The sequence below is a fragment of the Nocardiopsis coralliicola genome (genome assembly GCF_054779695.1).
Genome location: NZ_BAAGXT010000087.1, coordinates 1 through 8154 on the forward strand (window position 1 = coordinate 1; position 8154 = coordinate 8154).

Here is an 8154-nt window from a genome sequence, read left to right on the forward strand (position 1 = left end):
GTGGGCGGCACCGGCCGGCCCGCCCTGCGCGGACTCGAAGCCGCCGTCCGCCGCGCCCGCGTCGCCGCCTACGGCGCCGGCGCACCGCGGTAGCGGCCGCACCGCGCCCGCAGTGCGCCGCCCCCCGGGGGCACCCTGACATCCCGGGCGGATTATCCGGGGAACGCCAGGGTCGGCACCCGATCCGCGGCGGCGCCGCCGCGCGGATACTCGAAGGCATGAACGACACCGCCACCACCGGGCTCCGCGCTTCCGACGCCGACCGCGAGCAGACCGCCGCAGCGCTCGGCGACGCCCTCGCTGACGGGCGGCTGGACCACGACGAATACAGCGAGCGCCTCGACGCCGCCTACGACGCCAAGACCGTCGAGCGGCTCGCCGAGGTCACCGCCGACCTGGGCGGCCCCTCGCCCCGCGGGTCCGCCCCGGGCAGCGCCCTGGCCGTCGACGGCGCATCGGAGAACATCGTGGCGGTCTTCGGCAGCGCCTCCCGGGCCGAGCACTGGTACGTGGAACCGCGCACCAACGCCTCCACACTGTTCGGCGGCGTCACCCTCGACCTGCGCGAGGCGGAGTTCTCCCAGCGCGCGGTCACCGTGCAGTGCGCGATCCTGGCCGGCAGCCTGGAGCTGATCGTGCCCCCGGGGGTGCGCGTCGACGACCGCACCACTACCGCCCTCGGCCACGTGGTCAACGGCGCCGAAACCGCCGGCACCGCCGGAGCCGGGCGCACGGTGGTCCTGACCGGCCTCATCTGCTGCGGCGGCGTGACTGTGGCGCACCGCTGACCTCGTGGCATATTCGTAGCCTGGTTACCGGCCTGCCCACCCGCTCCGACCAAGAAAGGCCCGCCATGGAGCCCGACCCGAACACCCCCGACCCGAGGCCGCACCGCCCGGCGCCGCGCCCCGAGGGTGGTCCGGTTGCGGGCGCGCCTGCGGGCCCCGAAACCTTCCGCGCCTCCGACGCGGACCGCGAAGGGGTCGCCGAGCGGCTCCGCGAGGCCCTCGCCGAAGGCCGGCTCGATCCCGCCGAGCACGAGGAGCGGATCGACCAGCTCTACCGCGCGAAGACCATCGGCCAGCTCGCCGAGATCACCCGCGACCTGCCCGCAGCCGGGGACGCCGGGCGCCCGCTGTCGACCCCCGAAGCCGAGCAGCTTGCTGCCACGGGCCAGGGGCGGGAGAACATCGTCGCGGTGTTCGGCGGCGCCGACCGCAAGGGGCGCTGGCTGGCCGAGCCGCGCACCAACGTGTCCGCGATGTTCGGCGGCGTCTCGCTCGACTTCCGCGAGGCGGTGCTGTCCCAGCGCGAGGTGACGGTGCAGTGCGCGGTCCTGTTCGGCGGGGTCGACCTCATCGTCCCGCCGGGCGTCCGTGTGGTGAACAACACGACCGCCATCTTCGGAGGCACGTCGCTGCACGGCGCGGACTCCGTCGTCGAGCCGTCCGCCCCGGTCATCCGGCTCACCGGGACCTGCCTGTTCGGGGGGATCGACGTCAAGGTCAAGCCGCCGAAGCGGAAGAAGAAGCGCGGGTAGCCGCAGAGTGAACATCGGCGCAGGTGCGCGGCGTCTCCCTGCCCTGCGCCCGCCGCGCCGCAAGGGTGCGAGTACCGTTGATCCCGCGATGAACGATCACACAACGCTTCTGGTCACCGTGACCGGGCGCGACCGCCCCGGCGTGAGCGCGCGGCTCCTCTCGACCCTCTCGGTGTTTCCGGTGTTCCTCGTCGACCTGGACCAGGTTGTCATCGGCGGCCGCCTCGTCCTGGGCGCTCTCCTCGACGTCGACGAGAGCGTGGCGCCGGGCGTGCGCCGCGAGCGCCTCTACGAGGAGGTCCGCGCCGCCGTCGAAAAGACCTCCATCGACCTGGAGATGGAGGCGGAGTTCACGATCGGCGGGACGCGTCCGGACGGCCGCGTGACCGTCCCCAGCGATGAGCGCCTGCACGTGACCGTGCTCGCGGAACCGCTGCGGCCCGGCGCTCTGAGCGCGATCACCTCGGCGGTGGCACGGGTCGGCGCGAACATCGAGCGGGTCGGCCGGCTGGCCGGCTACCCGGTGACGTCGCTGGAGCTGGAGGTGTCCGGCGCCGATCCGGAGGTGCTCCGCGAGGACCTCGCGCGCGAGGCGGCCACCCAGCAGATCGACGTCGCGCTCCAGCCGGCCGGCCTGCACCGGCGCGCGAAGCACCTGATCGTCATGGACGTCGACTCGACCCTGATCCAGGGCGAAGTCATCGAGCTGCTCGCGGAGCACGCCGGCTGCGCCGAGGAGGTCGCCCGCGTCACCGCGGAGGCGATGCGCGGCGAGCTCGACTTCGAGGAGTCGCTGCGGCGCCGGGTGGCGCTGCTGAAGGGGCTGGACGCGTCGGCGCTGGACGAGGTGCGCGAGCGGCTGGTGCTGACGCCGGGCGCCCGGACCCTGGTGCGCACCCTGAAGCGGCTCGGCTACGAGTTCGCCATCGTCTCCGGCGGGTTCACCCAGGTCACCGACGCACTGGTGGACCGGCTCGCGCTCGACTACTCGGCCGCGAACACGCTGGAGATCGCCGACGGCAAGCTCACCGGCGGCCTCGTCGGCCCGATCATCGACCGCAAGGGCAAGGCCACCGCACTGCGGGCGTTCGCGGAGAAGGCGGGCGTGCCGCTGTCGCAGACCGTCGCGATCGGCGACGGCGCCAACGACCTCGACATGCTGAGCACCGCCGGCCTCGGCGTCGCCTTCAACGCCAAGCCCGTCGTGCGCGCCCAGGCGGACACCTCCGTCAGCGTCCCCTACCTCGACTCCATCGTCTACCTCCTCGGGATCTCCCGCGAAGAGGTCGAAGCCGCCGACCGCACGGACTAGGCGCCGCACCCGCCCCGCACCGCGGAGGGGGGTTGCGGCCGCTGAACCGGACGGCCTGCGGCCGGCCGCCCGCCCGTCCTGCGGGCCGCGCGCCGTGCGGTACCGGACTGGGCCGCACGACGACCCGAATTACGCATTCGGGGCACCTCGGCGTGACGGATCGCGTACGCTTCGGCGTTGCCTGGGACGCCACCCCCCACGCGAAGTGAGGCCGTCATGCCCCTCTGCGACCAGGGCGCGAGCGCCGATCCGCGACCCGCATCGCTCATCGCCGCGCTCGAGCGCTGTGTGCGCTCAGCGGGCGACTACCTCTCCGGTGTCCCGGACGTCCCGGTCGTCGGGGCCAGAGACCGCTTCACCCCGGTGACCGACATCGGCGCCTCCGTCGAACGCCATCTGGCCCGCTCGCTGCGCGCCGCCTACCCCGGCTCCGCGGTCGTGGGGCCGGGCGGGCCGGTCGCGGCCGGCACCAACGGGGTGACGTTCTACGCCGACGCGGTCTCCGGAGACGGCAACTTCCTCCGCGGCCTGCCGGTCACCGCCATCTCCGTGGCTGTCGCGGCCAAGGGCCGGCTGGCGGCGGGGTGCGTGCTCGATGTCGACCGGGACGAGTGCTTCATCGGCGGGCCGGGCCTGCCCCTGCGCGCGGGGCACGCGGCGCGCACGCCGGCCACGGCGGCGGCGCCGGCGCCGCTGGTCATCACCGATCTGCCGCGCCCCGGCAGCGCCGACCGGCCCGAGGTGCGCTTCTTCGCCGAACTCCTGGGCGAGGCCGAGATCCGCCGTATCCGCAACCCGTCGCTGGCCCTGGCGTGGGTGGCCTCCGGCCGCGCCGATGCCGCCTGCGGCCTGGGCGCGGCGCCGGCCGAGATCGCTGCGGGCGTGGCGCTGGTCCGCTCCTCCGGCGGCGTGCACGCGCCGATCGGCGATCCGGAGTCCGACCCCTACGGGATCCCGCTGCCCCCCGAGCTCGCGCCGGGCTACGCCGCGTCCGCGCCCAACGCCCGCGCCCGCAGGCTCGGCCGGTCACTGGCGGAGCGCCTCACAGGGCTGGCCGCTGACGGGCGCTGACCTCCAGGGCCGACACGCAGGCCCGCACGACCGGAGTGTCCGCGCCGGCCCGCCACGCCACGCGGACCCGGCGGCGCAGCGCCGGCTCGGTCGCGACGAACCGGACACCGTCCGCGCCGGGGCTGCGCCCCATCTCCGGAACGAGCGCGGCGGCAAGGCCGGCACCGACCAGCGCCAGCTGGGTGGGCATCTCGGTGAGCGCGAAGGTGGTCCGGGGCTCGAATCCGGCGGCGCGGCCTGCTTGGACCAGCGCCTCGTAGGGTTCGGTGCCGGGCAGGCAGGTCGCCCAGTCGGCGTCGGCGAGGTCGCGCAGGCCCACCCGGTCCCGCTGGGCCAGCGGGTGGCTGTCCGGCAGCGCGACCGCGACCTCTTCGTCGACCAGGTCGCGGGCCGCCACTCCGGCCGGGAGGGCGACCGGCCGGGAGGTCCAGCTCTCGATCAGGAGCAGGTCGGCCTCTGCTCGCATCAGCCGGGGGAGCAGGTCGACCACTTCGCCGTCGCGCACTCGGGGTGCGACCCGGGGGTGGTCGGCGCGCAGCCGGGACAGGGCCCCGGCCAGCAGAGTGCGGACCGCGCTGCCCACACCCCCGATGCGCAGCGGCCCCATCACCTCCTCCCCGAGGTCGTCCAGGTCGCTGCGGGCCCGGGCCAGCCGGTGCAGTACCGCGGCGGCGTGATCGGCGAGGACGCGGCCTGCCGGGGTGAGGCGGACGGTGCGGCCGTCCGGCTCCAGCAGCCGGCGGCCCGCCTCCCGCTCCAACTTGGCGAGCTGCTGCGACATCCCCGACGGAGTGACGTGCAGCGCATCGGCCGCTCGGGCAATGGTTCCGTGCTCGGCAACGGCGTTGAGGGCACGGAGGCGATCGATTCCGAACACATCAGCAATGCTACCGATTACTGCCGACAAAACATCGCTTTTATTTCACTGTCGAGATCGGCAGAGTGGAAGGGTGCCAGTCAGCGACACGCGGGGATCCGCCCCCCGCTCTTCAGCCGCGCCCGCCGCCGCGCAGCAGCCCGGCGGCCCGCACCTGCTCGACCGGATCGGCGCGGTCCCGCTCGCGCTGGGCGGGTCCACCAGCACCGCGGCTTCGGGCGCACTCATGAAAGCCTCCGGAGCCGAACCCGCCACGGCGGCGTTCCTCCGCTGCGCACTGGCGCTGCCGGTACTGCTGCCGATGGCGCTGCTGGAACTCCGCCGCGCCGGGCGCCGCCCCGCACGGCACATGCTGACCGACTCCGCCGCCGGTGTGCTGCTGGGCATCGACTTCGTGCTGTGGGCGACAGCGATCCAGGCGGTCGGCGCCGGGGTTGCGACGGTCCTGATCAACATCCAGGTCGTCGTCTTCCCGCTGCTCACGGCTCTGGTCACCGGCGTCCGGCCGGCGCGGTCGTTCATCGCGGCCGTACCGGTCCTCCTGGCGGGGCTGGCCCTGGCAGCCGGGCTCGGCCCCGGAGCCGGTTCGGGCGACGACCCCCTTCTCGGGCTGGCCACCGGCTGCGGCGCCGGAGCGGCCTATGCGGGCTACCTCTTCCTGACCCGGCTGGGCGGCGGCCGGGGGCACGCTGCGACGCCCGTCCTCGTATCAACGGCGACCGCTGCCGCTTCGGCCGCAGCACTCGGCGGCCTGCTCGGCGGCCTCGAATTCGCATCCCTCACCGCGGCCTCCTGGGCGTGGCTCTGCCTGCTGGCCCTGACCGGACAGGTCCTCACCTGGCTGCTGATCGGGGCCGCCCTCCCGCGGTTGGACCCCGGCTCAGCGGCGGCCATCCTGGTGCTGCCGCCCGTGTTCGCCATCGTGATCGGCATGGTCTTCCTCGGCGAGCAGCCCACCCTGCTGCAGGGCGCCGGCTGCGCGCTGGTGGTGCTCACCGTCTGGGCGGCGGAACGCACGGCCCGGCGCGGCGCGCCACAGCCCGAGGGCGATGCCCAGCATGGCGAGCGCGGTCGCCCCGTGGATCCCCAGGGCGGCCGCTGCGGTCCCCCCGCGGGAGAGCACGATGACCGCGTCCCCAGCGGGAACGGCGGAGAAGACGGCAACCAGGACCGCCAGCCCGCGCGCGCTGAGGGCCCCGCACAGGAACAGGCCGAGGCAGGCGAGGGCAACCGCTCCGCAGACCAGGTCCCGGACCCCCTTGGCGTCCAGGTAGGCGGCGGGATCGGCGGTGCCGAAGCCGGCAACCGCAGCCTCGGGCGCAACGAGGAAGCGGATACCGATCACGGCGACGGCCACCCCCACCGCCGCGGTGAGGCCGGAAAGGATTCGTACTCCGGACATGGGTCCACCTCGGAAGAGCGAAAATCTAGCAGCGCTAGGACAATGCCTGGACGCTAGCACGGGCGGGGCCTGGATAGCTAGCGATGCTAGATTCGAGGGATGCCGACAGGGACGCGCAAGGAGCGGGAGCGGGCTGCCCGCCGGGAGCTCATCCTGGCCGAGGCCCGGCGCCTGGCCGAGGCCGAGGGCTGGGAGGCAGTGACGACGCGAAGGCTGTCCCAGCTCATCGAGTACAGCCAGCCGGTCCTCTACGCCCACTTCTCCGGCAAGGGCGCCATCGTGGCCGCGGTCGCGGAGCAGGGGTTCGGGGAGCTCGCCGAGCGCATCCGCGCGGCGCGCGCCGGGGAGGAGCCGACCGGTGCCCCCGCAGCAGCGCGGACCGCTCTGGCGGCGGCAGCGCGGGCCTATCTCGACTTCGCCGCGGACCACCCGGCGCTCTATGGGGCGATGTTCACGATGCCGTCGCAACTGAGCTTCGCCACCGCGGAGACCCCGGCCGCTCTGCGCGAGTCCTTCGCCGAGATCGAAGATCTCGCCGCGCCGTTCGCCGGCCCCGGGGGCGATGCGGCGACCGCCGCGGAAACGCTCTGGGCGGCACTGCACGGACTCGTGTCGCTGAGCCAGGCCGGGCGCCTGCGGACGGCGGCGCGGGACGACCGCATCGCCTATCTGGTGGCGGCCCTCGCGGCCGGCAGCTGACTCCCCTCCGGTCCGACTCCGCCCGGGCCCGGCCGCTCAGGACCAAGGCAAGGACCTGCCTGCCGCCGGACCGGAGGGCACAACGAAAGAGGGGGGACCCGCCAGGGTCCCCCCTCTTCGAAGGAAAGTGCGGCGGCGACCTACTCTCCCACCCTCACCATGAGGGCAGTACCATCGGCGCTGAGAAGCTTAACGACCGGGTTCGGAATGGGACCGGGTGGAGCCTTCTCGCTATGACCACCGCAACTCTGGCCCGCACCGTCACGCGGTGCGGAAGTCGCTGCGTTTTCGCTGGTACCAGCTTAGCACCGGTGGGGGAGTGGTCAAACCAGCGGAACTCCCCGCCTGCGGCCTCAGCCGTCCCCCCGCACGGCCGCGATCCGCTCGACCGCCCCACCGCGGGTCCGCACCCGCTCTTCGACCGTGAATCCGCCGTCCCGGACAGCGGCGTAGGGCCGCCGCAGGAAGTTCTCGCCGCTCTCCGGCTGGAAGCGGTGGGCGCACCACTGCAGCCCGCGAAAGAGCAACCGCAGCGGGGCGGAGGACGGCTGCACGTGGTCGAGCAGCAGAAGCCGTCCTCCCGGCTTGAGGACCCGTCGCATCTCCGCCAGAGCTGCGGCGACGTCCGGCACGGAACAGAGCAGGAGCGCGGCAGCGGCGGTGTCGAAGGACTGGTCCGCGAACGGCAGCCGGCCCACCTCGCCCTGGTGGAGGCGGACCGGCATTCCCAGCCGGTCCGCCCGGTCGCGGGCCCGGGCGAGCATCCGCGGACTCAGGTCGAGACCGACGAGGCGCGTTCCGGCGGGGTAGTGCGGAAGGTTCAGGCCGCTGCCGATACCGACCTCGAGGACATCCCCGCGGGCCCGTTCACACATCCATCGCCGGCCGTCGACGAAGAACCAGCCGTCGAGCTTGGCCATCCCCCGGTCGTAGTCGGCTCCGTGCTGGTCCCAGTAGCGGCGGTGCGCGGCAATCACTGCATCGTCGTGCCCGTCATCCATGGCTGCCCTCCCGGTGAGCGCCGGGCAGCACGTGGCCGGCCGCGCCGCCGGCCACTGAGCGCCCTGGGTGCGACGGTAGACCTCCGACCGGCGGAGGGGAAGGCAGCAGAGCCCCGTCGGGAGAGCGGGTCCGGCACCCTCAACCCGCCAACCCGCGAACGCGGCTGAATTGCCATTCACATGTTCACAAGTGTGGGCAAAAAAGAAGGGAGGAGCCAGAGAACCAAAAGCCCTCCAACCCCTCCCCACCAC

The 8154-nt window shown here is 73.8% G+C and carries 8 protein-coding genes, 1 rRNA gene and 1 pseudogene; 6 read left to right on the forward strand and 4 right to left on the reverse strand.

All coding sequences use genetic code 11. The features are described from left to right. Window positions 1–218 precede the first annotated feature (218 nt). From ACYVGT_RS27890 to ACYVGT_RS27905, 4 genes are all read left to right on the forward strand, one after another. Complete coding sequence (locus tag ACYVGT_RS27890) at window positions 219–788, forward strand: DUF1707 SHOCT-like domain-containing protein (protein WP_460863801.1); 570 nt, start codon at window positions 219–221, stop codon at window positions 786–788. 65 nt (window positions 789–853) lie between these two features. Next, window positions 854–1540: a DUF1707 SHOCT-like domain-containing protein gene (locus tag ACYVGT_RS27895; protein WP_460863803.1), complete on the forward strand. Its 687-nt coding sequence runs from the start codon at window positions 854–856 to the stop codon at window positions 1538–1540. Window positions 1541–1628: 88 nt separating this feature from the next. Next, entirely contained in the window at window positions 1629–2852 is a 1224-nt protein-coding gene (serB, locus tag ACYVGT_RS27900) for a phosphoserine phosphatase SerB (RefSeq protein ID WP_460863805.1), read from the forward strand. A 216-nt stretch (window positions 2853–3068) separates the two neighbouring features. After that, window positions 3069–3923 carry an inositol monophosphatase family protein gene (locus ACYVGT_RS27905; protein ID WP_460863807.1) on the forward strand — a complete coding sequence of 285 codons (855 nt, stop codon included), beginning with the start codon at window positions 3069–3071 and terminating at the stop codon, window positions 3921–3923. Here the strand turns inward: ACYVGT_RS27905 and ACYVGT_RS27910 are convergent. After that, complete coding sequence (locus ACYVGT_RS27910) at window positions 3895–4800, reverse strand: LysR family transcriptional regulator (RefSeq protein ID WP_460863809.1); 906 nt, start codon at window positions 4798–4800, stop codon at window positions 3895–3897. The genes ACYVGT_RS27905 and ACYVGT_RS27910 overlap by 29 nt on opposite strands. A 7-nt stretch (window positions 4801–4807) precedes the next feature. On the opposite strand from ACYVGT_RS27910, the pseudogene ACYVGT_RS27915 reads away from it, so the two are divergent. Further along, window positions 4808–5791 (forward strand): annotated as a pseudogene (locus ACYVGT_RS27915) (DMT family transporter); the annotation flags it as partial. On the opposite strand, the gene ACYVGT_RS27920 reads toward ACYVGT_RS27915, so the two are convergent. Next, on the reverse strand, window positions 5681–6202 hold the full coding sequence (locus ACYVGT_RS27920) for a DUF4267 domain-containing protein (RefSeq protein WP_460863816.1): 522 nt from the start codon (window positions 6200–6202) through the stop codon (window positions 5681–5683). The pseudogene ACYVGT_RS27915 and the gene ACYVGT_RS27920 sit on opposite strands and share 111 nt — an antisense overlap. A 99-nt stretch (window positions 6203–6301) precedes the next feature. Here ACYVGT_RS27920 and ACYVGT_RS27925 point away from each other — a divergent pair, with 99 nt between their 5' ends. After that, window positions 6302–6901: a TetR/AcrR family transcriptional regulator gene (locus ACYVGT_RS27925; protein WP_460863812.1), complete on the forward strand. Its 600-nt coding sequence runs from the start codon at window positions 6302–6304 to the stop codon at window positions 6899–6901. Window positions 6902–7028: 127 nt separating this feature from the next. On the opposite strand, the gene rrf is transcribed toward ACYVGT_RS27925, so the two are convergent. Next, window positions 7029–7146: ribosomal RNA gene (gene rrf, locus ACYVGT_RS27930) — 5S ribosomal RNA — on the reverse strand. A gap of 108 nt (window positions 7147–7254) precedes the next feature. Continuing rightward, window positions 7255–7902, reverse strand: a complete 648-nt coding sequence (locus tag ACYVGT_RS27935) for a class I SAM-dependent methyltransferase (RefSeq protein WP_460863813.1) — start codon at window positions 7900–7902, stop codon at window positions 7255–7257. Window positions 7903–8154 lie beyond the last annotated feature (252 nt).

Excerpts from the sequence above, each read along its gene's own strand:
- serB (WP_460863805.1), top strand. The coding sequence starts at position 1,629 with ATGAACGATCACACAACGCTTCTGGTCACCGTGACCGGGCGCGACCGC.
- ACYVGT_RS27890 (WP_460863801.1), top strand. The coding sequence starts at position 219 with ATGAACGACACCGCCACCACCGGGCTCCGCGCTTCCGACGCCGACCGC.
- ACYVGT_RS27920 (WP_460863816.1), bottom strand. The coding sequence starts at position 6,202 with ATGTCCGGAGTACGAATCCTTTCCGGCCTCACCGCGGCGGTGGGGGTG.
- ACYVGT_RS27935 (WP_460863813.1), bottom strand. The coding sequence starts at position 7,902 with ATGGATGACGGGCACGACGATGCAGTGATTGCCGCGCACCGCCGCTAC.
- ACYVGT_RS27905 (WP_460863807.1), top strand. The coding sequence starts at position 3,069 with ATGCCCCTCTGCGACCAGGGCGCGAGCGCCGATCCGCGACCCGCATCG.
- ACYVGT_RS27925 (WP_460863812.1), top strand. The coding sequence starts at position 6,302 with ATGCCGACAGGGACGCGCAAGGAGCGGGAGCGGGCTGCCCGCCGGGAG.
- ACYVGT_RS27895 (WP_460863803.1), top strand. The coding sequence starts at position 854 with ATGGAGCCCGACCCGAACACCCCCGACCCGAGGCCGCACCGCCCGGCG.